The organism is Streptomyces phaeofaciens (assembly GCF_014648915.1).
GTDB lineage: Bacteria > Actinomycetota > Actinomycetes > Streptomycetales > Streptomycetaceae > Streptomyces > Streptomyces phaeofaciens.
The window spans coordinates 23,966-49,617 of sequence record NZ_BMSA01000043.1 but is presented as its reverse complement, the minus strand read 5'-3'; the positions used below and the strand labels follow the sequence as shown (position 1 = coordinate 49,617).

Sequence of the window (25,652 nt, the reverse complement as noted above, 5' to 3'; positions counted from 1 at the left end):
GGGGCGCACGGGACGGTGCAGCCTTTCCCACAGGCGTGGGCGGGCGGGCCGGGCCGGGGGCTTGGGGTCAGGCATAGACGTACCTCACTACCGCGCCGAGCCAGGGGATCCAGCCGGGGTCGAGATCCAGGCCGGCGCGGCGGATCGCGGGGTCGGTGTCGGACAGGTCGAGATGGGCCTCGATCCAGCCGGGGGCGGCGATGATCCGGCCGGGGCGGCGGGCGAGGGCCGCGACCACCGCGAAGGTGTCGCACGCGGACTCGCCGTGGAGGCGGGACGCCGTCACCCGGGCCCAGGTCGCGGCGAGGCCGGCGATCGCGGCGGACTCCGGCCCGGTGGGCGGGAGGGCCGCCAGGACCAGGGCGGACCGGTCCCGGTCGAGGCCCGCGAGGGCCAGCAGGGCCGGGTCGTCGGGGGCGGCGGCCGGAGCGAGGGCCCGGCCGGCCGCGTACAGCGTCCACGGCAGCGGCCGGGCGGCCAGGGCCGGTTCGTCCAGGGCGTGGTCGGGCAGCCCGGCCTCCGGTGCCGTCGCGAGCAGGAAGAGCAGGCCGGCCCAAGGGGTAAGCGGCCCGTCGGCCTCGGGTCGCGGGGCGGACGGCTCGGGCGTCGGCTTCGGCGTCGGCCGAGCGGGCGGCTGCGGGGGGCGGCGTACCGGCGTCGTGTCCCGGGGAGGCGACGGGTGCGGTGCCGGCGCCGGGCCGGGCGCGGGCTGCCGTACCGGCTCGCCCGCGGCCGCCGCCCGGAGTCCCTCGGCCAGCAGCGCCGGCAGCCCCGCCCGCGGCGGCCGGCGCACCGCGGCCGGGTCGGTCTCGGCCGCCACCAGTACCGCCCAGGCCGCCCGCACCTGCGCGGTCGACCGCAGCCGGGACCGGCGTACCAGCTCGGCGAGCACCGAGCCGGCCAGCAGGGCCCGTGCCAGCTCCCGCGTGGCGGGGGCGGCGGTCGGCATGACCGGTTCCGGGGCCGGGGGCCGGTCCGGGTCCAAAACCGGCACCTGCTCGGGTCGTGGGGCGGTGCGGCCCGGCGGGGCCGGGTACGGCGCCGGATCCGTCCAGGCCGGCACGGCGACCAGCGCGGCCAGCTCCGCCCAGCCCGCCCGGCCCAACGCCCGGTCCAACGGCGCGAGTCCGTACTCCCGGGCGACCCGCAGCACCGCGCCCGGCGCGAGGTGCGGCCGTCGGCCGAGCAGGGCCAGCACCGCGGGGCCGGGTGCGGTACCCGGCTCCGGGTCCTGCGACCGCAGCAGGCCGGTCTGCCGCCAGGCCCACTGCCGGGCCGGCCTGCCCGTCGCGATCCCCGCCACCGCGTCGACGACGAGCGCCATGTCGTCGGGGTAGTGGACGAGCCCTGTCCGGCTCCCCTGCGCCCGCCCCTCGCGCAGCAGGTGTTCCACCGCTGCCGCGACCGCCTTCGCCCAGTCGCGGGCCAGTGCCGACTCGGGGCGGTCGAGGTCCAGCGGCACGGTCAACTCCAGCCGGGGCACGCACCAGCGGCCCGGCGGCAGCGGCAGCCCGCGCAGGGCGTCCGCGAGCCCGCCGCCCTCGGTGGCACGGCGCAGCGGGGCGGCCAGCCGTTCCGGCGGGGGCGGCTCCGCCCCGGTGTACCGCAGTGTGGCGGACAACCGGTCGACGACGAGGGCGGGTTCGCTCATCCGACCCTCACCGCCCCGGCGATGGAGGTCTCCCCGACCCGGGACCCCGCGGCCGGCACGCCGACGACGCCGTCCTCCCCGGCCCGTACGGCCCCGACGACGGCCGGGGCCCAGGCCGCGCCGGGGCCGACGACGGAGGTCAGCCCGACATGCAGGGCGCGGCCGATCCGCATGCCGGCGCCCAGCGGGCAGAGGTCGACGACGGTGTGGGCGGGCTTGTGGGTCTCCACGATGGTGCGGACGACGTCCATCTGCTCGGCCGTCGGCTCGGCCGGGATCAGGACGCTGAACCGGTGGGCGGTGGCGGTGTAGCCGTCCTCACCGGGCCGGGTGCCGCCGACGGTGAACCGGCCGAGCGCGCCCCCGGTCGCGGCCCCGCCGCCGACGGCGGGGGCGGGCGGCCCGCCGGGCCCGGTGCCGAGCACGGCGCCGCCCAGACCGCGCAGCCGCCAGTTCTCCACGACACCGACCGGCACGGGCAGGTACAGGCGCAGCAGCCGTTCCAGGCAGGCCGCGGTGCCGCGGATACGGAAGAGGTCGTACGCCTGTCCGATCAACGCCCGCCGGGTGGCCACGGGCCAGCGCCGGTCCAGGACAAGACCGAGGAGCGAGGCGAGCCAGCCGAGCGCCTCCTGCGGGGTGGCGGTGGGGTCGAGCAGCACGGTGCGCAGCGCGGCCCGCGCGTCGAGTTCGTGCAGCAGCCCTTCGGCGGGGGCGAGGAAGCGCTGGAGGAACTCGGCATCGGCCTCGTCGCGGCTCCAGGACCTGGGCAGCTGGGCGGCGAGCCGGTGGCCGGGGCGCTCGACGCGCAGGCCGCGCACGCGGGGGGTGGCGCGCCGGGTGCCGCGAAGGCGCAGCACGACCCACAGATAGCGGCCGGGAGGGGCCTGGACGGGCGCCTCGTACGTCTCGAAGGAGTCGTCGGGCGCGATCTGCGCCCAGGGCCACTCCCGTCCGGTGGGCCGCCGGAACAGCGCGCCGCTCGCGGAGAGCCGGCCGTCGAACTCGGTGCGGGACGGCAGCGGCGGGGTGGCCTCGGGGTGCGGGACGGTGCTCGGGCCGTGTCCGGGCGGGGCCCAGGGCAGGGCGTCGGTGACGGTGTCCTCGTCAGTGGTCAGGAAGCTGACCCGGACCTCGGTGCCGTGCGGTACGCAGGCGTCGAGGAAGAGCCGGCCCCAGCGGGTGCGGTACTCGCCGGCGTCGAGCCGGTAGCTGATCACACTGCCGGTGGGCGGGTAGCGGGTGGCGGCCGAGGTGGTACGGGCGATGCCGGTGGGCGTGGTGTACGCGATCCGTCCGTCCGGGGCGAGCGTCATGGCCCCGCCGTCGTAGCCGTGGGGGCGCAGCGGTTCGAGCTCGACCCAGGTGGCGGTGTCGGGGCGGAAGCGGCGGAACGGCAGGCCGGGCGCGCGGGCGACGACGAGGGTGCCGTCGGGCGCGAGGCCGAGGTCGCCGGCGTCGGGGACGGTCAGGGCACGGCTGCCGTCGGCGCGGGCGACGACGGCCGGTCCGCCGCCGGGGCCGGTCCACAGGACGTACAGGACGCCCGCGTGGTCGGCGAGGCGGGTGGGGCGCAGGTGTTCGGCGCCGGGCGGCCGGTGGAGGGCGGGTCCGCGCAGGGGGCCGCGACGGCCTTGGAGGAGGACGATGCCCTCGGGCCGGGTGAGCAGGACGGCGGCGCCGCCGCGGTGCGCGGTGGCGTCGAGCGGGCGGCGGTGCGGATGGACCCGGTCGCGTACGGGAACCCGGCGCAGCAGCCGCTCCCCCCACAGGTCGACCACATGGACGGCGGCGGCTCCGGATTCACAGATGTAGAGCCGCTGGGCCGGGTCGACGGCGAGGCCGCGCGGGACGCACAGGGTGCCGGGGCGGTCCGCGCCGAGGGCCGCGGTGGTCCGCGTTCCGGTCTCGACGCGGCCGGTACGGGGGTACGAACGGTAGGCGCGCCCCCAGCGGTCGAAGGCGAGTCCGGCGGGCCCGTACCCGTCCGCCGGCTCCGGTTCGGGTTCCGGTTCGGGCTGCCAGGCGAGGCAGACACCGCCCTCGTCGAGCAGGGCGGTGGACTCGTGGCGGCAACGGGCCCACTGGTCGGGGTCGGCCAGCACGCTCAGGGCGCGGTCGCCGTGCATCAGCACACCTCCGGGGGCAGCGGGACGATCACGGGGTCCCCGGGGGGCGGCGGCGGTGAGCCGTACCCGGTGCCGACCGGCAGCGGGCCGCCGGTGACGACGGTGATCTCGGCGAGCCGCGGCACTTCCCAGGGACGCAGGGGCACCAGGGGCAGCGCGGACCACTCCCCGGCGCCTCCGGTTCCGGATCCGGTACCGGGCGCCGAACGGCGGGCGAGCAGCAGCTCGTCCTCGAGGTACTCCAGCCCCTCCACCTGCGCGGCGACGGCCTCGAGCTCGGCACGGCGGACCGCCCTTCCCAGCGGCCAGCCGGCTCCGTCGGGCCCGTACGGCGGCAGCGGGGCGAGGTACTGGCGCAGGATCAGCTCCACCCAGCGGCGCACCGCGTCGGGCTGGTAGCCCTCGCGCGCCCGCACGCCCACGGAGACGGCGATGTCGACGTACGTGGGCGGGATCACGTACAGCTCGGTGGTGACGAGACGGCGCGGATCGAGGTGGGCCGCGACCTGGCGCAGCAGGGCCAGGTCGGGCAGCGGAGCGCCGGGGTCGCGGAGGTCCTCGGCGGGGAAGACCAGCACGCTGACGACGCCCGCGGCGGGCTGGGTGGGGGTGTCGGGGTGCAGCAGCGGAAGGGTCTCGGCCCGTCGTACGCCCGGTACCTGGAGGGCGAGGGAGCGGAAGTCGTCGGCGGTGACGGCCCGGTCCCTGCGGTGCACCTCGGCGGGCAGCGCGTCGAGGGCGTCGGCGAGGGAGGCGGGGTCTGCGCCGCCCGCGGCGGGCAGGGGGTTGCGCACCTTTGCGCCCGTGACACCCGTGAGGGAGGAGACGGCGCCGGCCGGGACGTTGCCCGTGCTGCCGCCTCCGTGGCGGTACGAGGTGACGCGGACGCGTTCCCCGATGCGCGGGACCCGGCAGCGGGTACCGAATCGGACCAGGCCCGCTTCCGCGTCGAGGGAGTAGTGCCGGTCGAACGGGCCGCTCGCGGCGAAGTCCTCGACCTCGTCCCAGGGGCGCCAGCCGTCGGGTTCCTCCACCTCCAGCCGGGTGGAGGCCGCGAGGACGGGACGCCGGGTGAGGCGGTACGCCTGGCCGGCGTCGCCCGTTCCGGTGCCGAGGAGTTCGGGCGTGGCGGTACGGGCCTGGACGGCGCCGACGGCGTTGACGCCGACCCAGCGGACCCGGTGGATGGCGTCGTTCTCGCCCGCCGGGCGGCGCACCCGCAGCCAGCCGACCACCCGGGCGGCCAGGTCGGCGTCGTCCAGGGGCGGGGGGCTGTTCAGCCCGCCGTCGCCGGTGGTGCCGGCGGGGTGGGCCGGGAAGGCCTCGGGGAGGGTGAGGGAGACGACCCCGGTGGTGGTCAGCCCCCGGGTGGTGTCCGCGAGAACGGCGAGCGGGGCGAAGGCGGTGGGGGCGGTGGGCCCGTTCCACAGCTCCCAGTGGAACCCGGGCGGGGCGGTGACCAGGTCGCCGGCACGCAGCCGGGTGGGGTCACCGGGGTCCCGGGCCACGAGGTCGAAGGGACGCGGGACTTCCTCGTCGAGGGCGACGCCCAGGAAGAGCGTCCGGCCGCGCAGCAGGGCCGGGTCGGTGGTGTTCTTGCCGAGCAGCGCGACCCACAGGCTCTGGTCGACGGTGGTGCTGACGTCGAGGGGCGGGCCGTCGCCCGCGAGCGGGTCGTCGGGGACGGCGGTGGTGACATAGAACAGCGGTTTCACACCGCTCTGCTCCTGGGCCCTGACACGGGCCCGCACCGCGTCCGGGAGGGCGTCGAGGGCGTTGGCGCGACGCCGGGCCTCGGTGGTGCCGGGCGCCTCGGGGGCGGCGGTCTTTCCCACGGCGCCGACCTCCAGGGGCCAGGCGACGACCTCGTTCTCGGTCTCGAAGACCACGGCGCCCGCGCGGGCCTCGGTACCGCGCAGCACCTGGACGCCCTCGGGCCGTTCGGTGTCGAGGACCAGCAGAGTACGGGCGGTCAGGGCGGGCCGGGGCCGTACGCCGAGCAGCCGAAGGAAGGCGACCTTGGTGGCGTCGGGGATCTGGTTGAAGCGGAAGAGCAGCGACTCGCCGAGGTGCGCGAAGAGTTCGAGCAGTGCGATGCCCGGGTCGCCGGTGTTGTGGTCGGTCCACTCGGGGGCGTAGACCGGGATCCGCTTGACCAGCTCGTCCCTGAGCTGTTCGAAGGTACGGTCGTCGAGGATGGGCCCGATCAGCGGCATACGGTCGTCACCTGGCCCCTACCGCAGATAGAACGGGTAGACGAGGTTGTCCGGGCGCAGATCGGCCAGCCGGACGAAGGCGATGTCGATCCACACCAGGGTGCGTTCCTCGCCGGGGGTCACGTCGACCTCCGTCACTCTGATCCGCGGTTCCCAGCGGGTGAGCGCCTCGGTGATCTCGGCGGCGATCGCGGCGCGGGTGGCGGTGGAGTTGGGTTCCATGAGGTAGCGGCGCAGTCCGCAGCCGAAGGTGGGGCGCATCACGCGTTCGCCGGGCTCGGTGTCGAGGATGGTCTCGATCGACTGCCGGATCAGGGCCTCGCCCCCGGCCCAGGCCAGCCCCCCGCCGCTCTGCGGCCGCAGCGGGAACCGCACGCCGGTGCCGAGCCAGACGTCTGTCGCTGTGCTCACGGTCATGCCTCGATGCTCCTGGGGGACCGTCACCGCGGCGTTTCCGCCGGCGGCGGGCTCAGGGGAAGTTGCTGTCGACCTCGGGGTGGTAGACGTGGCCGTTGCAGTCCCGCACCAGCACGTTGTTCAGCTCGGCCCGGTAGAGCCGGGCTTGGAACCTCCGCCATTTGCCGGACCCGGCCGGGAACTGCTCCTGCTCGGGGAGTTCCAGCACCCACCGCCCCCTCAGCGGCCGGCCCTGGAGCTTCGGGAAGTGCTCGCGTGCGTGCGGCGTCCCGGCGATGACCGTCCCCGGCGCGTACTTCTCTCCGAACTCGTCCAGGAACTTGTCGTATTGGCCTTCGCCCAGGTCGATGAGCTGAGCGGCCTTGTGGGAGATGATGAACCTGCCGGGGACGTACGCGTCGAGGATCTTCTTGTTCACCAGGCCGACCTGGTGGATCGGATACTGCCGGGACATCTCCCGGTCGAAGCCCTGGCCGCGTTCCCACGCCGCCTGAAGCACGGCCCACATCTCGTCCTGCTCGGCCCAGAAGTCCGACAGATCCTTCTTGGGGTTCATCTCGGCGTGGATCTGCCACCGGTCGCCCGCCTGCCGGGCGGTCAGCACCGTGAACCCGAAGCGGGTGCGCAGGTCCGCGAGGGCCGCGTCCATCTCGGTCTGGTCCAGCGGGTTCGTGTGCGAGCTTTCCCGCAGGTCGCCCAGGGCCTTCATGCCGCCGTGCCAGCGGGCCATGACCTCCGGGGAGGGAACGGCCTCGTCCTCCTTGCCCGCCTTGCGGGGGGCGCCCGGGGCTCCCGGTGGGGTCGGGGCGCCGGGCTTGGCGCCGGGCGCGACCGGTTTGACGGCGGCTGCCGCAGGCGCCGCGCCCGGGACGGCACTCGGAGCGGCAGCCGGGGCGGCCGCGGCACCCGGTGCCGACCAGGCGCCCCTCGTCTCCTCCTCGCCCGTGGACCTCTTCGGCGGGACGTGGTCGTTGACCAGGTCCGTCAGGAACTTCTCCGCGTTGAAGTCCACCTTCCCGAAGGTGATCTCCGGGATCTTTCCCGAGCCCAGGACGTGCTCGACGTCCGCGCCGATGCCGAACTGTCCCGGCAGCGGGTACTCCAGCTGCCCCAGCGGCCAGGTCCACCGTCGGTCGGGCGCCGGTGACCACCACGGGCTGTCCAGCTCGACGAAGAGGTCGCCGCCGAGCCCGAGGAAGGGCTGGGCAGCGATCTCCATGTGCCCGGCGACGAAGAACTCGCCGCGCTTGCCGGCCGCCGGGTCCGCGACCTCCCGGAAGCCGATGGTCGGCGTGGCCTCCACATAGCCGCGGATGCCGGCCAGGGCCCACAGGCCGATGCCCGTCTTGATGTCGTGGCCCAGGATCTCGACGCCCGCCCCGCCCTCGGCCCTCAGCCGCAGTCCCGCGAAGGCGGAGATGTTGAGGGTGGCGGTGAGCCCGAAGCTCCTGAGCACCTCCGGCTTGGTCGACCAGGTCCCGGTGAGCTCCATCTTCGTCAGGGTGGCCGGGCCGATCTTCGCGAGCGCCTCCAGACCGACGTTGGCGAACAGGAAGACGTTGCCGACGAGCGGCACCCCGTACGAGGCGCGGATCTCGAACCGGGCCAGCTGCTTGACGTAGTCCTTCTGCTCGAACAGCGGTTTGTCCATCCTCGGCAGGATCTTGCCGATGACGGTCACGTCCCCGTGGTGGTCGACGACCACGAGCGCCTCGCCGCGCAGCCAGTCCGCGAGTGCGACGTCGACGGTGCCCCAGCCCGCGAGCACGCGGGGGCCGGGGCGCGGTCCCGCGGGTTCCGCCGTCCGTGGGGCGGCGGGGGCCGCCGGGGCGGGGGCGGGGCCGACGGCGGGGGCGGGGGCCGCGGCCGGTCCCGCCGCCTTCACCTGTTCCGGAAGCTGCGCGTCCGTCAGTTCCTTCGCGGACTTCGCATCGGTGGCCACCAGCGTCACGGATCCGTCGAACTTTTCGTTCGTGTACCGCACGGTGCCGCGGACGTCGACGTTCCCGCCGCCGAACGCGGCGGTGACCTGCCCGGCGAACCCGCGCAGCTTCACGTCGGCCGTCGCCTTCCCCGCCAGCGCGCCGTCCGCGCCCCGGGAGACCGGTACCTCCACCTGCCCCAGGCCGCCGATCGTGCCCCGCGCCACCGCGTCGAAGGTGACGATCTCGTTGGCGATGCCGAATCCTCCGGAGGCCGTCAGGAAGCCTCCGAGCGAGAAGGACATGCCGCTGACCCTCACGACGAGGGTCGGGCCCCGCAGTTCGTTCTCGACGTTCGGCAGCCGCAGGCCCTCGACGCCCAGCCAGCCCAGGGCCCTGGTGCAGTTCTCCATCCGTTCCAGCAGCGCCCGCCGGTCGTCCGGCAGCCTGCCCTTGACCCGTGCGGAGGCGTGCCCCTGGAGCAGCCCGTCGTGCACGCGCAGCGCGAGCACCGGTTCGATGCCTTCGGCGCGCAGGGGCAGCAGCAGCGGGTGGAGCAGGGGGATCCACTGGTAGGCCGTTCCGGGGGTGTCCAGGCCGCCCTTCTCCGTCCTGCGCAGCGTCAGAGGTCCGGCCGCGGTGTTCCCGAGCCGGACCCTGACCGGACCGCCCTCCTTGCCCTTGGCGTCCAGGTACGCGGAGACGGCGGGGCCGGCGGTCAGCTCGGCGCCGCCCCGCAGGGCCAGTTCGTCCTTGGGTACGTCCGCGGGGACGAGTACCCGGGACAGCTCGTCCGCGAGCGCGCCCGGCGCGGCACCGGGAGCGGCACCGGGAACGACGGGGGCGGGTGCGGGCGGTACGGGTGCCGGCGCCGGTGCCGGTACCCGCTCGGCCGGTGCGGGGCCCGCCATCTCATCCGCCCCCGCACAGCGGGTCCTTCACGGGTGGCTCCGGCCGCGGGGGTACCGGTGCCGGAGTGGTCTCGGGACCCGCCACCACCTCGACGAAGTCGTCCAGGTCCGATGCGGCGAACCGGTCGCTCGCGGCCTGGAGCCGGTCGCCCGTGCCCGGCCCGATCAGTGCGTCGAAGGAGAGCCGCTCCACCTGCGTCATCTGTGCCGTCGTCGTGCTCCCCGTGAAGAAGGCCTTGAGCGCCAGCACCGCCTGCACCGACGGCGGCAGGCAGAACCGCAGCGCCAGCAGCCACCACAGCTGGAAGGCGAAGACCACGATCGGCAGGAACAGGCTGAACAGGAAGAAGGCCACGATCATGAAGAGTTCGAGGGCGAAGGTGCAGACGCGCGGCGTGGTGCCGCCGACCGAGCCGCTCTTGGGGATCTCGCCGTTCTGCGCGAACGACAGTTGCGAGCCCGGCGGGGTGGTGACCGCCACCCCGCCGGGACCGGACGGCCCGGCCGCGCGGGCGGCGAGCGCCCGCAGGTCGGGCAGGGTGATGGAGATCCGCCGGTTCTTGGTGCCCTCGGGGTCGTAGAAGGAAGCGAGCCGGAAGGGTTCGGTGGGCTCGCTGAGCCAGGTCGCCGCGGGGCAGTGCTCATGCCCCGGACGCGGGACCCGCCGTACGAACGTGCGCAGTTCGTAGACCGAGTGGTCGTCGAGCTTGCGGGCGCCGGCGTCGTCGTGGTCGCCGGAGGTGACGGGCACCAGGCCGAACCAGAGCGAGCGCTGCGGCGGCGGGTCGCCGTCGCAGTCCCCGGACCGGGACGGCAGCTGCCACATGGGCAACTCCTCCTCGCCGTCGAGGAGTTCGCCGTCGGTCGGGCCCGTGGGGCGCCAGCTCCCGCCGGTCCCCCGCGGCACCCATCCCTGGACCTCCTCCTTCACCACGACCTGGTCGAGGAGCGGGGCGTTGGCCTGCTCGAAGTGCTCCCGGTGGGCGAGGTCGGCCCACAGCACGTCCTCGCTCTCGGACCGGAAGACGTCGCCCACCGGTCCGGACCCGCCCTGGGCGGCGAGGAGTTGGGCGGTCAGTTTCCGGGTGAGCGCGCGCAGCACCGCCGGCTTGGCGCTCATGTCCACCTGCCGCCGGCGCATCACCAGCCCCACCTCCAGACCCTGCGCGGACTGCGGCCGGGGCAGCCCCGGCCGTTCGCAGAACAGCTCCACGACGACGGCGTAGTACCGCTGGTGGCTCGGCTGGTAGAGCTTGCGCAGCCGGGTACGGACCACCTGGTGGGTGGCGAACCGGGCCCGGCCGGGCCCCCGGTCGGCCAGGGCGACGGGAACGTGGTACGACCAGACGTCGTCGGCGGGCTCGAAGCACAGCGAGTCCCGCGGGTCCGCGACCAGGCGCGCCACGAACTCGGGTACGTCGTACTTCTGCAGGGCCGGGGAAGCGGCGCGCGCGTCGAAGCGGTCGTAGCCGCCGCGCGCGCAGACGTACCAGGGCGCCCGGAAGACGAAGCCGTGCGGCTCGGCCGGGCTCACCAGATGTTCCCGGCGCCGGGGGTGTAGGCCGGTGAGACGACCATCTGGTCGGTGACCAGAGTCCCGCACTTCACCAGCCCGTTGAAGGTGGACAGCGGGGCGTTGACGGTGACCATGGGGGCCTTGACGTCCACCGAGACGTTGGCCTGGATCTCCACGGAGGTGGGGGTCAGACGGATCACACAGCCCGTCGCGTGCTTCACGGTCACGTGCTGGGTGGCGTTGTCGAGGATCACCTCGTGGCCGGAGTCCGTGGTGATCCGTACCGCCTCCGCTCCCGCGGTGTCGTCGAACTGGAGCCGGCTGCCGGCCCTGGAGCGCAGCTGGCGCAGGTTGTTGGCGCGCTCCGGCCGGTGCGGGGTGGCGGCCCGGCCGTTCCAGGCGGACCCGATGACGTAGGGGCGGCGCAGGTCGCCCGCCTCGAAGGCCACCAGCACCTGGCTGTCCACCTCGGGGAAGGCGAGCAGCCCCTGGTCCCCGTCGGCGTAGGGCGAGCAGAGGGTGGCCCAGGCCCGTACGTCACGGTCGCCCTCCTCGCCGAGCCAGGGGAAGCGCACTTCCACGCGGCCCAGCTGCCGGTCGTCGACGATGTCCGTGACGAGGGCGGGGTAGACGCCGAAGTACCGGGGGCCGGAACCGTCGGCGGGGGTGGGCAGGCTCATCACACCACCTCGTTGAGAGAGGAACGTTCGGCGTCGAAGCGGGTGCGGAAGCCGTGCTCCAGGTCGAAGGTGTGCCGGATGCGGGTGACGTGGTAGCCGCCGCCCTCGAAGGGTCCGCCGACCCCGCGCAGGGTGAGCGGGCCGCCGACGACGAGGTCGGGGCTGCCGTTGGTGGTTCCGGCGGCCGTGACGAAGCGGCGGCCGCGGCGCAGCATCTCGGCACGCGCCCAGGCCTCGGCCTCCGCGCCGGCCAGGGCGGTCTCCCTGACCCGAAAGCCGGTGGCGGGGCCCAGGGCCCGGCCCAGCAGCCGGGGCCCGGTGCGGCCGCCCGCGGTCTCGGCCTCGACGACCTCGGGCCCGGCCCGCTCGTCGATGCCCTCGCGGCGCTCGGCGTCGTAGCCGGTGACGGCGATCTCGCTGCGCTGGTGGGCCAGGTCGGCGGCCAGGCGTACGGACAGCAGCTCACTGCCGTGGACGAGGGTCTGTTCGGTGCCCTGCCGGCTGCCGCGGGTGCGGAAGTGCAGGGTGCGGCCGGTGGCCCAGAGTTCGGCCTGGAGCAGCCGGGCGCGGCTGCGCAGGAAGGCGAGGTCGCTCTGGTTGAGCTGCTGGACCAGGTCGTAGCGGGGGCCGGGGGCCGCGGTGTCGGCGGCGAGCCCGTGCTCGCGGGCCACGGACTCGGCGATGTCCGCGTCGGTGACGTTCTCGTAGGTGCGCATCCGACGGGTCATCCGCAGCCGCATCAGCACGTCCTCGGCGTGCACGACGACGAGCGGGGGCTCGCCGTCCCCGAGAACCAGCTCGATCGCGGAGACCACCCCGTCGAAGACGAACCGCTGCCGTGCCGGCGGGCCGAGGGCGACCTTGAGGGCGCTGCCGAGGTCGACCGTGGAGCCGTCGAGGTGCAGCAGCCGGTCGTGGGCCCCCTCGGCGCCGGCTCCGACGGCGAGGAAATGGGCGCGCAGGGTGCGCAGCCCCTCCAGCGCCTCGGCCACCTCCAGCCGTACGCAGTCCCGCGCGAGGTCCTTGCCGACGACGCCGCCGACCTCGAAGACCGGGGAGACGGTCGTGACGACCGCCTCAGTCATCGAAGTCCTCGGCGGCGACCCGGGCGGCGAGCCAGGCGGCGCGTTCGGCCGCCTCGCGGTGATGCTCGGCGGCCGCGAGGGCGGCGGCCGTACCGCCCTTTGGCGCGGCCGGCGGGCCGCCGCCCCCGGCGGGGACGATCTCGGTGTGCAGCTCTCCGATGTACACGCTCATCCGGGGCCTCCTCGGGGTGTCCACCTCAAGGTCGTCGCACCCGCGTCACGGCGGCGTTGCGCGCAGTCGGCCGCGGACCGGCCGGGCGGGTCGGGCGGCAGCCGCTCCCACGGGGCCGCGCCCTGGTCGGGGGCGGGGATCTCCTCGCGGCGGGCCCGGTCGGCCAGGCTGCGGCCGCCGCCTGCGGCGGTCTCCGCGAGGGTGCCGGCGTCGGCACGGGCCCGCAGCGGGATGCCCCGGCCGTAGCCGGCGGCCCGCCGGTCGAGGCCACCCGCCGGCGGACCGCCGCCCGGGTACGGGCCACCGGAACCGCCGGAGCCCGCGCCCCTCACCTCCCGAGGCACCTCGAAGGACTCCCGCGCCCGCGCCGCCGCCTCGTCCGTCCGCGCGCCGAGCACCGCGTCCGCCGCCGCCCCGATCCCCCCGCCCGCGGAGAGCACGAACCCGGCGGTCTCCGCGTCCAGCGGGCCGTCCGGTCCCGCCGGGCCGACTCCCAGGGCGGCCGTGAGACCGTCGACGGAGCCGGCGGACACCCCGCCGGCGAAGCCCGCGGACAGCCGGAGCCCGGCCGTGGCGCCCAGGCCCGCCGACACTTCGGCGCCGAGCTGTACGGAGGCCCCGGCGGCCAGGGTCAGCGGGCTCTCCAAGCCGTTCATCGCGGCCCGCCAGGCCGCCGGGTCGAGCCCGAGGCGGGAGAGCATCTGCTGGGCGGACTCCCCGTCCTGGGCCGCCACCACCTGCCGGGCCCGGCTCGTACCGGCGGTGCCGGGAGCCGCGCCGGGCCGGGGTGCGCCGGGCTCGGTCGCGGCGCGGGTGTCGAGCGCGCCGGGGCCCTCGACGTGCGCCTCGTACCGGGGGTTCTGCTCGACGATGGTGACCCCGGCCTTGGCCCGCAGGGGGGTGCCGTCCGGGGCGAACAGGTCGAGTTCCTCGCTGACCTGGGTGACGATGCCGTCGAAGCGCAGCGTGCCCCAGACGAGGCGGACGGCGGGCGGCGGGGCGCCGGTCCGGTCAGGAGGCGGCTCGACGAACTGCCGTACCAGGGCGGTCCACCGGCGCACGTCGACGTACTGGCCGCCCGAGCGCTGCTCGGCGGTGTCGAACTCCAGGTCGAAGGTGAGGGTGGAGCCTTCCTGTGCCGGGTGCTGGCGCTTCTGGCTGTTGGTGGTCGTACCCCCCTTGTCCACGTTGTTGTTGCGGCTGATCCGCAGCGTGCTCGGGTTGAACTGGACGGGCACGGGGTCGCCGTCGCCCACCAGCGGGGGCGGCTGGTCCTTGCCGCCGCCCGAGCCGCGTGTGAGGCGCTGGAGGGTGGCCTGGGCGAGGGCGGTCACCGGGCGCGCTCCAGGCGCAGGCCCTCGTGGGCGATGTGCAGTTCCTCCACGGCGATCTCCCCCGTCCTGGCGTTGAGCGTGGGCCCGTTGACCTTCAGGGGCAGGCCCCTGGAGAACGTCCAGTGCGCGACGACCCGCTCCCCGGTGGGGTCGAGCACCTCCACGTCCCCGTCGTAGCGGGCCGCGGGCGGTCCGCCGGCGACCATGCCGTGCAGCCAGTCCCACAGGCCGGTGTCGGCCGGGCCGCCCTCGGTGGGACAGAACATGCCGCGCTTGAGGACCAGCGGCTGGAGCTTCACCCGCCCCGTGCGCCGCACGACCCGGTCGTTGCCGCCGCCTTCGGAGTACTCACGCAGGTCGGCCTCCAGGCCCAGCCCGGAGCAGTCCTGGAAGCCGCCGTCACCGAGCCGGTCCGGTCCGCCCGCGGGAGGGGACGTGCCGGGCGCGGTGTTCTTGTCGCCCTTGAGACGGGGCGGCGGCCGGTCGGTGGGGCCGGGCGCGGTGCTGCGGGTCAGCCGGACCCGGAAGCGGAAGGTCTGGACGAGTTCGGTCATGGCTCAGCCCACCGTCACGGTGCCGTCGGCGTCCTGGGAGATCCGCAGGACCAGGTGTTCCAGGGGGTGGGCGGGAGCGACCCCGACCTCCGCGACGAGCCGCCCGAGGTCGCGGGACCAGGCGGGGTTGAGGCGCTCGTCGCAGTGGACGAAGAAGGCCTCGTCCTCGCTGTCCCCCGCGAAGGCCCCGGACCGGTGGAGGCCGCGCAGCAACTCGGTGACGGCGCGGCGCAGTTCGGCGCGCAGCTGCGGGGAGTGCGGTTCGAACGCCAGCGGCTGGGCCTGCCGGTCCAGGACGATCCGCAGCATGGTCATCAGCCGCCGCACACTGAGCTGGCCGTAGTCGGGGTCGTGGGAGAGGGTGCGGGCCGAGATCAGCCGGAAGCCGTCGCGCTCCGCCCGGAAGGCGTCGACACCCATCAGGTGCAGCTCGTCGTGGTCGGCCGCCGACCACCGGCCGGCCGCGGTCACGGCCTCGGCGGCCAGGGCGTTGGCGGGCCCGTGGGCGAGGCCGAGGCGGCGCTCGCGGTCCGCGATGATCCCGGCGGCGAAACCGGAGGGCGGGACGAGCCGGGTCCGGCGTCCGGGGTCCTCGGGGTCGGGCACGCCGAGCCACGGGTGGTGGGCGGCGGCGTACGAACTGTCGAAGGCGGCCCGCCAGCGGGCGATCGCCCGCACGGTGAGCCACGGTGGTACGTCGAGCAGGGCGGTGAACCGGCGCTGCCGCTCCGCGAGTTCCACGAGCCGCAGCTGGCGGGCGGTGATCTCGGGCAGCTGGGTCCCGCTGTCCAGGAGCCCGGCCCGCTCACGGGGCGGGACGGCGGCCGGGGCCGGGGCGGGCGGCGGGCAGGGGGCGAACACCGGGCCGTGGTGCGGAGGCGGCTCGGCGGGCCGAGGCGTGCTCCCGTCGACGTGGTGCCAGAGCAGATCGGGTACGCAGAGCAGCGCGACCTCGGGGACCAGCGCCATCCGGTCCATGCCGGCCAGGTCGGCCGGGTCGAGGTCGCCGGTGCCCTCGCCGCCGCCGACGGGCAGCAGCCCGGCGGGGATCCGCCCGTCGAAGAAGCTGTCGGCGCCGATGCCGGCGTACCGGTCGCGGCCGGGGCGTGCGGGCTCGGAGACGGCGGCCGCGAGGAGGGGGCCGGACGGCAGCAGGGCCTCGGGCCACTCCCCGTCGGGCGTGACCAGCAGTGACTCGGCGGCCAGCACGGCCCCGGCCCAGCGGGGGTGCGCCCGGTCGAGGCCGAGGCCGGTGAAGCGTTCCTCGCGGGGCAGGCGGGGGTCCGCGTCGGTGACGGTCACGGTGGCCGTGACGACGTCGACCGCCAGCGCGGCGCCCGGCGGGCCGGACGCACCGAGCGGCCGGTCCAGTTCGGCGACCCGGCGGCGCAGGCTCGGCGTCTCCTGCCGTTCCGCGAGCCCGGTCACCCGGAAGAAGCCGCCCGGGGCGGGCAGCCCTGGCCCGTGGACCCGCAGCAGGGTCCCGGGCGGCGGGGCCTGTGACTCCGGCAGCGCGAGCTCGGCCGCCGCCCGGCCGGACTCGGCCGTGAACCGGCTGTCCGCGGTGAACTCCCAGCGCACCCCCAGCAGCCCGCCCCAGCCGCCCTCGTCGGCGGCACGCAGCCCGAGCACGCACGGCAGCCCCGCCCCCGGCCGGTAGGGGTCGGGGCGGGCCAGGGTGATCTCGTGCAGGGCGTGCGCGGCCACGGCCTCGGGGTGCGGCCACCGGGGCAGCGGGGCCACGCGCAGCACGTAGGCCCTGGCGCCGCCCTGCGCGAAGAACGCGCGGACCGCGTACGGGAGGAGGCCGGGGCCCTCGTACCCGCCGAACCGGCGTTGGTGGTCGGACCACCGCTCCACGGCGACCGGGGTGTCCACGGGCCCGCGAGGGGCGACGCCCACGAATCCCGCGATGTCGAGCCGGACGGGCCGGAGGGCGAGCGGCGGACGTCCGCCGTCGTGAAGCACCCCCGGCGCGCCCAGGCGCAGTCCGGGCGTGGTCACAGCGACACGAAGTCGATGCGCTCGGCGACGAGGTGCAGTTCCTCCATCGCGACCTCGCCGCCGCCCTTGCCCGTGAGGGTGGGGCCGACCCACTTCTTGGGCTGGGCGCGGCGCAGCACCCAGGCGCAGACCGGCTGGCGGCCCTCGTCGTGGAGGGTGACGGTGACCGTGCGGGGTTCGTGGGCACCTTCCCGGGTGGCCTTGATCCAGTCGAAGAGACGCAGGTCGCCGATGATGCCGCGCTTGAGGGTGACGTCGTCGGTCGTGTTGGTGTTGGCGATCTTCCGTACGTGGTTCTCGAGGTCGTTGCCGTTGCGGTACTCGGAGAACTTGACCTCGTTGCCCGCTCCGGTGAAGTCGGAGAAGCCGCCCGCGATCTGGTCCTCGCCGCCCTGGTCACCGAGTTTGACGAGGAAGTTGAAGGCGCCGTAGGGATTGTCGCGCGTTGCCATGATGTCTGTCTCCCGCCGGGTACTGGGGTGTGCGGTGCTTCGGGGGCAGCGGTGCTGCGGGGGCGCGTTCGGGGCGTCAGTTGCGCCGCGCGTCGGCCGTGAACTGGCCGATGCGGAAGATCACGAACTCGGCGGGGTAGGTGGGTGCCACCCCGATGAGGCAGATCAGCCGGCCGTTGTCGAGGTCGTTCTGGGTCATCGTGGTGCGGTCGCAGCGGACGAAGAACGCCTCCTCGGGCTTGGTGCCCAGGAGCGCGCCGGTGCGCCAGGTGGCGATCAGGAAGTCCTCCACGGTCTGCCGGATCGACGCCCACAGCCGTTCGTTGTTCGGCTCGAACACGGCCCACTGGGTCGACCTGTCGATGGAGGCCTCGAGGTAGTTGAACAGCCGCCGGACGTTGACGTACTTCCACTCGGGGTCGGAGCTCATCGTGCGGGCGCCCCACACCCGGCGGGCCCGGCCCTCGAAGAAGCGCAGGGCGTTGACGCCCTCGGGGTTGAGCACCGCCTGCCGGCCGTAGGTGACGTTGGTGGTGAAGTCGTTGATGCCGAGGACGACTTCGTTGGCCGGGGCCTTGTGCACACCGCGCTCGATGGTGCTGCGGGCGTAGATGCCGGCCACGTACCCGGACGGCGGAAGGTCCAGCAGGCGGACGGGCACGCCCGGGTCGGGGCGGCGGGTGGGGTCGGTGATGCGCACCCAGGGGTAGTAGAGAGCGGCGTACTTGGTGTCGAACTGGGCCCGGAACTGGCGCACTTCGGAGAGCGAGCTGTCCCTGGGCGGATCGACGATCGCCATCCGGTACCGCAGGTCCTGACAGTGGCCGATGAGGTCGTCCACGGCCGTCTTCTGGTCGGCGAGGCCGAGGGTCACGGTGTCGGGCACGGCGACGATCGAGATGTCCTCGACCTCGGCGAGCGCGCCCAGCCCGAGGGCGGGACGGGCGAGGTTGTCGGGGTCGGCGGTGCGGCCCTTGAGGTCCGCCGCGGTGAGCGGCGTGCCGTCGCCGCCGCCGCCGAGGAAGAGGAACTCACCGCGGCCGGTGCCGAGCAGGGCGGCGAGCCGGGCGCCGGGGGCCGGGGCGGGCTGCGGGGCCGGCGGATCGACCTCCTGGTACCAGACCATGGAGAACTCGTCGGCGGGGTCGGCGGCCTGGAGCACGTGGGCCAGGGCGCGCGGATGCTCGTCGTCGAGTTCCAGCTCGTTGTAGGTGTCGACCCGGTCGCCCGAGCGCACGGTGACGGCGAGGGTGAGATGGAAGGCGGCCGTACCGGCCGCGACCGGCCGGACGTTCTGGCCGTCGCGGTAGCCGAGGGTGCCGTCGGCCTGCCGGGCGACGATCCTGACGTTCGCCGGCGTGGGGAGCCGGCCGTCGGGGATGGTGGTCGGCCGGCCGCCGCCGGCCGCCGGGACGACCTCGACGGCGGCACCGGGCTGCACCCCGGTGAGCTGGGGCGTGCCTCCCGCACCGGTGGTGACGGCGTTCTTGCCGCGCCGCATGGTGACGGCCACGCTGATCGCGGCGCCCGCGGAGCCGGGCCAGCGGGCCCGCCACCTCAGCAGGGGCGCGCCCGGGGCGGGCAGGTCGAGGGAGGCGAAGTTCGCGCCCGCGTCGATCACCGGGGCGGGCCCGGCGGTCTCGACGAAGGGGAAGACCCGGGAGACGTACAGCCTGCGCCCGCCGTTGGAGAAGAACGCCCTTGCCCCGTAGGCGAGTTGGCACTCGTCACCGCGGATCTGCAGGCCGCCGAAGGCCCGTTCGTACTCGGTGAAACTGGTGACCAGGGTCGGGGCGGGCAGCACCCTGGTGCCGTCGGGCAGGGTGTAGGGCACGGGCCCGTACGCGGTGCGCCCGGTCATGCCGAAGGTGCTGGTGGGGACGCCTTCGACGGACCGCGAGCGGAAGCTGGTCTCCTCGACGTAGACGCCGGGTGTCAGGTACTCGGGCATGGACGGATCTCCTCGGTCGCGGGCTCAGGCGGTGGTGTGGGGCAGGTCGGCGGCGTGCACCACCTGGCCGACGGTGAGTGTTGCCAGGGTGTCGACGGTGCCGGCGCGGTATCCGGGCGGCCGGGCGCTGCCGCGCAGCAGCGGGTTGTCCAGATCGGCGCCGCCGGGCGGGGACTGACTGCGCGTCACGGCCTCCGCGACCAGGTCGGCCAGTGGGTCGCGGGGGTCCGGCGGGGGCGCGGTGGCGGGGTCCCGGGCGAGGGAGCGCAGCGCCACGGTGTAGGTGGACGGCACCGAGGACGGGAGCACCCCGGCCATGCCGTGGACCAGGAGCAGCACCTGGCCGTGCTCGTCGCCGTGGGCCCAGCCGACGAGGGCACCGGCCGGCCCCCCGAACGCCTCGACGCGGGGCCAGCGCAGCGGCCGGCCGGCCCGGGTGACGCGCAGCCGGACACCCGTCGTGCCCTGCGGGACGGAGTAGGCGGGGCCGGGCAGCAGCCAGGGGCGCAGCAGCCGGGCTTCGGCCCGGACCGGACGGGCGGTGGGCGGGTCGGCATCGGCACCGGCGAGCTCGGCCAGGGTCCACAGCGGTACGGAGAACCGGCGCGGGATCCAGCGGCGGGCGGGGTCGTCGACCCGGACCGCGACGGTGGCGGGCAGGCTGCCGGAGCTGCCGTACCGCAGCACGTGCCCGGTGGCGCCATGGCTCTCCAGCGGCAGGACCACGCCGCCGGGCGGCATCCGGCGGCCGGGTACGGCGGCCGCCTCCCGGCCGACGCGCAGCCCGGGCCCGGCGGCCCTGCCGGTGCGGCCGTCGAGGGGCCGGACCGCGAGGGCGAGCCGGTGCAGTACGTCGACGGGTCCGGCCGCGACGGTGATCCGGTGGTCCTGGCCGTCCGTCATCGGCCCGTCCCCGACAGGCCGGTGGCCACGGTGGCCACCTCGTCGGCGCCGGGCGACCTGCGGCCGTCGATGCGGACGACCCGGGCGAGGTAGGGCAGACAGAGGCGGTAGTCGGTGGTCATGGCCTGGAAGGCCTCGCTCATCGAGTCCATGGCCAGGTCGTCCGGGACGATCTGCACCGAGTCGCCGGGCAGCCAGCCCTCGTTCTCCTGCAACCGCGGACAGGTGAGCGTCGCCTCGGTCTCCAGGATCTTGACGGTCAGGCCCAGCCATTCGAGCTCGGCCTCGACGAACTGGTCCCAGGCGGAGATCAGCAGGTGCATCCGCAGCGGGATCTTGGGCACCCCGTCCTGCGCCGAGACCGCCGCCCAGGCCGGCCGGGTCTCCCGGTCGACGCTCAGCCGGTAGCAGTGCACGGAGACGGCGGGAAAGGTGATCAGGGAACCGGGGGTGCCGACCCGGTCGAAGTCGGCGGGCCCGGCCAGGACCGCGTGGGGGCGCGGGCCGCCGGCCGGGATCTCCTGCGCGAAGCGCTCGTTGAGCAGCGCGACGACGCCGCGCCCGACGGAGGCGAGTGCCTGGTATCCGGCCATGGGCCCGATGCTGCGGCGCACCCCGTCACGGCAGCGTTGCGCGATGAGGCCGGGCGGCGGACGGGAGTCGGGGGTGGGGGATCGAGGGTGGGGGGATCGGGGGTGGGGGGATCGGGGGTGGGGGGGATGGGAGTCGGCGGGCGAGGGACGGCGGACGCCAGCCGACCCGGGCGAGGGACGGCGGACGCGAGCCGGCCCGGACGGCGGACGACGGACGCGAGCCGGCGAGGGGAAGTCCGCCCGGTCGACGGACAGGGCGGCGATGAGCGGGCGACGGGCCGGTGACACCCGTGGGCCCACACTCGGTGCGCCCGCCCCCTCGACCAGGAGAGCCCATCATGAGCAGAACCCCCCAGACCCAGTCGGACCACGCCGGCACGGGCGGCGCATGCGATCTCGGCGCGATCGACGACCTCGCGTGCAGCGCCACGGGGATCAAGCGCCAGGCCGAGAAGACCGAGCAGCAGCTGGCCCGGCTGACGGAGTTCAAGGACAGGTTCAACAGCGCCCGGGCGGACTACACCAAGGCCAGGGAGACCGCGGGCGCCGACGCAGAAGCCGCGGCCAGAACGCTCAAGCAGGTCTACGAACAGCTCCGTTGCCGGATCGGCGCGGAGGACAAGCACTGCCTCAAACGAGCCGTCAGGCAGGTCTTCGCGGAGATCCGGGACTGCGCGGGCGGGTGGGGCTGTTGTGCGGACGAGTGCGACTGCGAGTTCGACCCCTCGGTCGGCGACGAGGACACGGTGGCCTCCTTGGCTGCCCGGATCGCCCAATACGAGGCCCAGGTCGAGCGGGAGGCCGCCTGCTTCACGCGCCTGGCCGGCGAGAAGGACGCGCTGCCGCAGCGCGCCGCGCGGATCAACGCCGACGCGACGCAGCTGCTGGCGGACGTCGCGGGACCGGACGCGGGCAAGAACGTGATCCGGCTCTGGGCGCAGTTGCTGGTGCTGCGCAGGCGGCTGGAGGAGCTGTACCGCGGGTTCGGCCCGGTGTCGGCGTACCTGGACTGTCTGTGCAAGGTGCTGCTGTGCGTCCTGAAGGGCAGCTCCGCCATCGCGGTCCTCGAAGGCGCGAAGGCGAAGCTGGAGTGCATGGACGCGCTGAGGAAGAAGGCCTGCGAGGAGAAGCAGACCGACTCGGCGGCCGAGGTCATGGAGGTGTACGAGCGGCTGTGCCGGGAGTGCCCGCCGAAGGGGACCGGTGACGGCGGGTCGGCCGAGGAGGACGACGAGGACGAGGAATGGGAGGAGGGGACGGGCGGCTGGCCCGGCTCGAAGGCGCTCACGGTCGACTCGGGGGACTGAAGGAGGCCTGAAAAAAGGTCGTGCCGGATCACTCCGACACGACCTCTGAACCACGACTCTTTCGAGTCGGGACGACAGGATTTGAACCTGCGACCCCTTGACCCCCAGTCAAGTGCGCTACCAAGCTGCGCCACGTCCCGGTGCGCTTCCCCGCGGTGTTCGCCACGTGATCGCGCGGACAGCACTTTACCCCACACCGGGCGCTGCCCCGAAGAGGGCCTCGGGGCGGGACAATCGTCGTATGGGTGGTGCAGCGGACAGGGACGGCGGCCGGACGGTCGGGACACGGGACCGGGACGGCGAGGGGCGGGCGCGCAGCGCGCGGCCCCGGGACGGGCTGGGACGGCCCTTGCCGTACGGCGCGGACGGCGTGGAACGGCAGCCCGAGGGCGTCGTACGGACCCCCGAGGAGACCGTCGCGCAGGCGCAGGAGCTGCTGGACGCGGGGAAGCCGTTCCACGCCCACGAGGTGTTCGAGGACGCCTGGAAGTCGGGGCCCGAGGCCGAGCGCACGCTGTGGCGGGGGCTCGCGCAGCTCGCGGTCGGCCTCACCCACGCGGCCCGGGGCAATGTCACGGGCGGTGTCCGGCTGCTGCGGCGCGGCGCCGGGGCGGTGGCGGAGTGGGCGGTTGCCGAAGCGGGCCGCGCGCGTCCGTACGGGCTGGATCTCGCGGGGCTGGCCGGCTGGGCGCGCGACCTGGCGGCGGAGGTGGAGCGGACGGCCGCGCCGGTCGACGCGGGGGCCCGGGCACCGCGGCTGCGCGGCACCCCCTGACCCGCGGCGGCACCGGCGGTCGCCGCCTTCCCGGTACCTGGCGCGGTCACTGTCGGTGGCGTACGGCAGACTCGTGGTCGTGCGAAGGATTCATGTCATCGGTATCGGCGCGGGCGACCCCGAGCAGCTGACCCTCCAGGCGGTCAGGGCGCTGCGGAGCACGGACGTGTTCTTCGTCCTGGACAAGGGCGAGGTGAAGAGCGACCTGACGCGACTGCGCCGGGACATGCTCGACACGCACCTGCCCGAGGGCGGGTACCGGGTGGTCGAGGCCCGCGACCCCGAGCGGGACCGGCGGGCGGGCGGCGCGGCCTACTCCCCCGCCGTCGGCGACTGGCGCAGCGCCCGCGCGGGCATCTACGAGCGGCTGATCGCCGAGGAGCTGGGCGAGGACGAGAGCGGCGCGTTCCTGGTCTGGGGCGACCCCGCGCTGTACGACAGCACGCTGGGCATCCTGGAGGAGGTGCTGGCCGCGGGCACGGTCGCCTTCACGTACGACGTCGTGCCGGGCGTCAGCAGTGTCTCGGCGCTCGTCGCCCGGCACCGCACGGGCCTGAACCGGGTGGCACGGCCGGTACAGATCACCACCGGCCGGCGGCTCGCCGAGGGCTTCCCGGAGGGGGTCGACGACGTGGTGGTGATGCTGGACGCCCACCAGACCTTCCGGCAGTACGCCGAGGACGACATCGACATCTACTGGGGCGCCTACATCGGCACGCCGGACGAGATCCTGGTCGCGGGGCCGATCGCGGAGGCAGGCCCGCGGATCGAGCGGCTGCGCGCAGAGGCGCGCGAGCGCAAGGGCTGGATCATGGACACGTATCTGCTGCGCCGCAACCCCGGGGAGCGGTAGCCCGCGGGGCGACGGCCGGGACGGGCCGGTCCGGGAGGCGGCGTGCGGTAGCCCGAGCGGCCCGCCGGGCATGCGTGCCCCGTCGGCCGGTGTGATCGTGACCTCGTGACAGCCGCCGAGGAAATGGCCCCGCCCGCCGCCCAGCCGCCGGTCCTGGACCCGCGCCGCCGCAACATCGTCTTCGTGACGATCGTGCTGGGCATGCTGCTGGCGGCCCTGGACCAGACGATCGTGGGCACGGCGCTGCCGACGATCGTCTCGGACCTCGGCGGGGCCGCGCACATGTCGTGGGTGGTCACGTCGTACCTCCTCGCGGAGACCGTCGCGACCGTGCTGGTCGGCAAGTTCGGCGACCTGTTCGGCCGCAAGGTGGTCTTCCAGGTGTCGGCGATCGTGTTCATCACGGGGTCGTTCCTGTGCGGTCTGGCCACCAACATGTCATTGCTGATCGCCTGGCGGGCCATGCAGGGCGTCGGCGCGGGCGGGCTGATGGTGACGGCGATGGCGCTGATCGCGGACGTCATCCCGTTGCGCGAGCGCGGCAAGTACCAGGGCGCGATCGGTGCCGTGTTCGGTGTGGCGACGGTCATCGGGCCGCTGCTGGGCGGCCTGTTCACCGACCATCTGACCTGGCGGTGGGCGTTCTACGTCAACGTCCCGATCGCGATCCTCGTCGTCGTGGCCGCGGCGCGCACCATCCCGGTGGTGAAGTCGGCGTCCCGCCCGGTGATCGACTACCTGGGCATCGCGCTGGTGGCGGTCGGCGCGAGCGCCCTGATCCTGGCGACGAGCTGGGGCGGCAACGAGTACGCGTGGAGTTCGGGCGTCATCATCGGCCTCTTCGTGGGCGGGGCGCTGGCGCTCGGCCTGTTCTGCGTGGTGGAGGCGCGGGCGAAGGAGCCCATGCTGCCGATGCGGCTGTTCGGCAACCCGGTCTTCACGGTCTGCTCGATCCTCAGCTTCATCGTCGGCTTCGCGATGCTCGGCGCGATGACCTATCTGCCGACCTATCTCCAGTACGTCGACGGCGACTCGGCCACGGTCTCCGGTGTGCGCACGCTGCCGATGGTGGCCGGCCTGCTCATCGCGTCGATCTTCAGCGGGAACGTGGTCAGCCAGACCGGCCGCTACCGCGTCTTCCCGATCGTCGGCTCGCTGGTGATGGGGGTCGGTCTGTATCTGATGTCCCTGATGGGGCCGGGCACGGGCGCCTGGCTGGAGTCGCTGTACATGTTCGTGCTCGGCACCGGCATCGGGTTGTGCATGCAGGTCCTGACGATCGCCGTGCAGAACACCGTCGACTACACCGACCTGGGCACCGCCACCTCGGGCGTCACTTTCTTCCGCACCCTGGGCAGCTCGTTCGGCACGGCCGTCTTCGGCACGATCTACACCAACACCCTCACCTCCCACCTCGAGGACGGCATCGCCTCGGCCGTCTCGGCGGCGGGAGGCAGTGCCGATCCGGCGGCCGTCGCGAAGGCCGCGACCAGCCCCGAGGGCCTGCACGATCTGCCCGGCCCGGTCGCCGACCCGATCATCCAGGCGTACGCGGACACCATCCAGACGGTGTTCCTGTGGACCGTGCCGGTCGCCGCGCTCGGCTTCGTCGTCGCCCTGTTCCTCAAGCAGGTGCCGCTGCGCGACAGCGCGCGGTTCGGCTCCACGGACATGGGCGAGGGGTTCGGTCAGCCGTCGGGGGCGGACTCGCGGCGGGTCCTGGAGGCCTCCGTCGCGAAGATCATCGGCGGTACGGACCTGGACACCGCCCGTCGGCTCGTCGAGGAGTCCGACACCCGCCTCGACATCGCGGGCGCCTGGGCCGTGATGCAGGTGGAGGTGTTCACCAGGATGGTCGGCCACGCGAGTCTGGGGCTGGTCTCCGCCCGCCGCCGGCTGCCGCCGGAGGTGCTGCTGCCGGTGTTCGACCGCATGGTCGACGAGGGGTACCTGGCCCGCGACGGCTCGCTCCTCTCCCACACGGAGGCCGGTACCCGCGAGGCCGGGGTCATCACCGAGGCGTGGGGCCGCTGGCTGGAGGAGCGGGTGGCCCAGGACATCGGGCGCCCGGCGGGCGGCGATCTGCGCGCGGCCGTGGACACCATCTCCAAGCGGCTCCTGATCGAGGACCTGAACGCCGGTCTGCCCCGCCGCCCGGCGGAACCGGAACCTGCGGTCCTCGCACCCTAGGGGGCTGGTGAACGGCCCGGCGAGAGGCGTGGTGCGC

At 74.7% G+C, this 25,652-nt stretch carries 20 protein-coding genes and 1 tRNA gene; 4 read left to right on the top strand and 17 right to left on the bottom strand.

The features are described from left to right. Window positions 1–67: 67 nt before the first annotated feature. The 16 genes from IE275_RS41760 to IE275_RS41685 form a co-directional block, all read right to left on the bottom strand. Entirely contained in the window at window positions 68–1,651 is a 1,584-nt protein-coding gene (locus tag IE275_RS41760; protein WP_189717918.1) for a hypothetical protein, read from the bottom strand. Beyond that, window positions 1,648–3,780 (bottom strand): phage tail protein, encoded by a 2,133-nt coding sequence (locus IE275_RS41755; protein WP_189717917.1) that lies wholly within the window; start codon window positions 3,778–3,780, stop codon window positions 1,648–1,650. The genes IE275_RS41760 and IE275_RS41755 overlap by 4 nt, the downstream gene beginning before the upstream one ends. Beyond that, on the bottom strand, window positions 3,780–5,996 hold the full coding sequence (locus IE275_RS41750; RefSeq protein WP_189717916.1) for a putative baseplate assembly protein: 2,217 nt from the start codon (window positions 5,994–5,996) through the stop codon (window positions 3,780–3,782). Before IE275_RS41750 ends, IE275_RS41755 begins: the two co-directional genes overlap by 1 nt. An 18-nt stretch (window positions 5,997–6,014) precedes the next feature. Beyond that, window positions 6,015–6,413, bottom strand: coding sequence for a GPW/gp25 family protein (locus tag IE275_RS41745; RefSeq protein ID WP_189717915.1), 399 nt, complete (start codon window positions 6,411–6,413; stop codon window positions 6,015–6,017). Window positions 6,414–6,465: 52 nt separating this feature from the next. After that, a complete protein-coding gene (locus tag IE275_RS41740) occupies window positions 6,466–9,246 on the bottom strand; it encodes a hypothetical protein (RefSeq protein WP_189717914.1) in 2,781 nt (926 codons plus the stop codon). Between the two features lies 1 nt (window position 9,247). Then, window positions 9,248–10,780, bottom strand: coding sequence for a hypothetical protein (locus tag IE275_RS41735; RefSeq protein ID WP_189717913.1), 1,533 nt, complete (start codon window positions 10,778–10,780; stop codon window positions 9,248–9,250). Continuing rightward, entirely contained in the window at window positions 10,777–11,442 is a 666-nt protein-coding gene (locus IE275_RS41730; protein WP_189717912.1) for a phage baseplate assembly protein V, read from the bottom strand. The genes IE275_RS41735 and IE275_RS41730 overlap by 4 nt, the downstream gene beginning before the upstream one ends. After that, window positions 11,442–12,527 carry a phage late control D family protein gene (locus tag IE275_RS41725; RefSeq protein ID WP_189717911.1) on the bottom strand — a complete coding sequence of 362 codons (1,086 nt, stop codon included), beginning with the start codon at window positions 12,525–12,527 and terminating at the stop codon, window positions 11,442–11,444. The genes IE275_RS41730 and IE275_RS41725 overlap by 1 nt, the downstream gene beginning before the upstream one ends. After that, entirely contained in the window at window positions 12,520–12,699 is a 180-nt protein-coding gene (locus tag IE275_RS41720) for a hypothetical protein (protein ID WP_189717910.1), read from the bottom strand. The genes IE275_RS41725 and IE275_RS41720 overlap by 8 nt, the downstream gene beginning before the upstream one ends. Further along, window positions 12,696–14,033, bottom strand: coding sequence for a CIS tube protein (locus IE275_RS41715; RefSeq protein WP_189717909.1), 1,338 nt, complete (start codon window positions 14,031–14,033; stop codon window positions 12,696–12,698). The genes IE275_RS41720 and IE275_RS41715 overlap by 4 nt, the downstream gene beginning before the upstream one ends. Continuing rightward, window positions 14,030–14,587 carry a phage tail protein gene (locus IE275_RS41710; protein ID WP_189717908.1) on the bottom strand — a complete coding sequence of 186 codons (558 nt, stop codon included), beginning with the start codon at window positions 14,585–14,587 and terminating at the stop codon, window positions 14,030–14,032. Before IE275_RS41710 ends, IE275_RS41715 begins: the two co-directional genes overlap by 4 nt. Window positions 14,588–14,590: 3 nt before the next feature. After that, window positions 14,591–16,591: a phage tail sheath C-terminal domain-containing protein gene (locus IE275_RS41705; protein ID WP_189717907.1), complete on the bottom strand. Its 2,001-nt coding sequence runs from the start codon at window positions 16,589–16,591 to the stop codon at window positions 14,591–14,593. Then, window positions 16,588–17,043, bottom strand: a complete 456-nt coding sequence (locus IE275_RS41700; RefSeq protein ID WP_189717906.1) for a phage tail protein — start codon at window positions 17,041–17,043, stop codon at window positions 16,588–16,590. Before IE275_RS41700 ends, IE275_RS41705 begins: the two co-directional genes overlap by 4 nt. A gap of 76 nt (window positions 17,044–17,119) precedes the next feature. Beyond that, window positions 17,120–18,994: a phage tail sheath family protein gene (locus tag IE275_RS41695; RefSeq protein WP_189717905.1), complete on the bottom strand. Its 1,875-nt coding sequence runs from the start codon at window positions 18,992–18,994 to the stop codon at window positions 17,120–17,122. A 24-nt stretch (window positions 18,995–19,018) separates the two neighbouring features. Continuing rightward, complete coding sequence (locus tag IE275_RS41690) at window positions 19,019–19,897, bottom strand: hypothetical protein (RefSeq protein WP_189717904.1); 879 nt, start codon at window positions 19,895–19,897, stop codon at window positions 19,019–19,021. Beyond that, on the bottom strand, window positions 19,894–20,490 hold the full coding sequence (locus IE275_RS41685) for a Pvc16 family protein (RefSeq protein ID WP_189717903.1): 597 nt from the start codon (window positions 20,488–20,490) through the stop codon (window positions 19,894–19,896). Before IE275_RS41685 ends, IE275_RS41690 begins: the two co-directional genes overlap by 4 nt. Before the next feature lie 338 nt (window positions 20,491–20,828). Here IE275_RS41685 and IE275_RS41680 point away from each other — a divergent pair, with 338 nt between their 5' ends. Next, window positions 20,829–21,797, top strand: a complete 969-nt coding sequence (locus IE275_RS41680) for a hypothetical protein (protein ID WP_189717902.1) — start codon at window positions 20,829–20,831, stop codon at window positions 21,795–21,797. 66 nt (window positions 21,798–21,863) lie between these two features. Here the strand turns inward: IE275_RS41680 and IE275_RS41675 are convergent. Next, window positions 21,864–21,937: transfer RNA gene (locus IE275_RS41675), tRNA-Pro, on the bottom strand. Window positions 21,938–22,038: 101 nt separating this feature from the next. Between IE275_RS41675 and IE275_RS41670 the strand changes: the two genes are divergently transcribed. The 3 genes from IE275_RS41670 (at window position 22,039) to IE275_RS41660 (ending at window position 25,615) form a co-directional block, all read left to right on the top strand. After that, window positions 22,039–22,572, top strand: a complete 534-nt coding sequence (locus IE275_RS41670) for a DUF309 domain-containing protein (protein ID WP_189717901.1) — start codon at window positions 22,039–22,041, stop codon at window positions 22,570–22,572. Window positions 22,573–22,651: 79 nt separating this feature from the next. Beyond that, window positions 22,652–23,425, top strand: a complete 774-nt coding sequence (cobF, locus tag IE275_RS41665) for a precorrin-6A synthase (deacetylating) (RefSeq protein WP_189717900.1) — start codon at window positions 22,652–22,654, stop codon at window positions 23,423–23,425. A 105-nt stretch (window positions 23,426–23,530) separates the two neighbouring features. Further along, window positions 23,531–25,615 carry an MDR family MFS transporter gene (locus tag IE275_RS41660; protein WP_189717899.1) on the top strand — a complete coding sequence of 695 codons (2,085 nt, stop codon included), beginning with the start codon at window positions 23,531–23,533 and terminating at the stop codon, window positions 25,613–25,615. Window positions 25,616–25,652 lie beyond the last annotated feature (37 nt).